This is a genomic window from Oleiphilus sp. HI0061 (assembly GCF_001635675.1).
Genome location: NZ_LWFE01000479.1, coordinates 1 through 775 on the forward strand (window position 1 = coordinate 1; position 775 = coordinate 775).

Genomic DNA, 775 nt, shown 5'->3' on the forward strand with positions numbered 1-775 from the left:
CAGAAAGCCGAGCTTAAAGCGATGGTATCGAAGAAGCTAAAGCGAATGGAAGAGCGCTGTGAGGATGACGATTAATTGAGGACATCAGATTTATCGGATGCTAGTTGTTGGTTGTGAAGCTAGACAAGGATGTTTTTTGCGTGGCGAGAGCCACGCTTTTTGTTTTCTTTGGTCTTATGAATATATCTTCAGTACACTCTTAGCTCTTAGTCTTTGATTTCAAAATGGAGCGAGTCAGTGAGTTGCTTGAGGAGAATTCCACGGTGTGTGTCGGAACAGATTAGAGCCATCATTTTTGACCTTGATGGAACGCTGGTCAGCTCGAGTCTCAACTTTGACCGAATGCGAAAAGATGTGGGTTGCCCGCCTGACGAAGATATTTTGGCCTACATCGATGCCCTGCAAGGCAAAGATAAAGAAGCGGCAAATGCCATTGTTTATCAACACGAAATGGCCGATGCGCGATCAGTTGAACTGCTTCCTGGAGTAGAAAGTTTGTTTGAACAGCTTTCTATAGGAGCATTAAAAACTGCGATAGTGACTCGAAATTCAAGAGAAGCAACTCGTCGTAAGTTAGAGCAAGTGGGACTACAAGTTGACACGATATTAACCAGAGAGTGTGCCCCTGCAAAGCCTCACCCAGGAGCCTTGCAGCAACTATGTCGTGAGTGGCAACTCAAACCTTCTGAGGCGGTGTATGTGGGTGATTATCTGTACGACCTATTAGCAGCAGAACATGCTAACATGCATTCCTGTTTATATGCTCAAGATCACT

1 protein-coding gene is annotated in these 775 nt (G+C 44.9%); it reads left to right on the plus strand.

The annotated features are described in order from the left end of the window. Positions 1-267: 267 nt before the first annotated feature. Positions 268-775: HAD family hydrolase (locus A3735_RS06375; protein WP_068637790.1), on the plus strand; the 508-nt coding region annotated here is incomplete at its 3' end.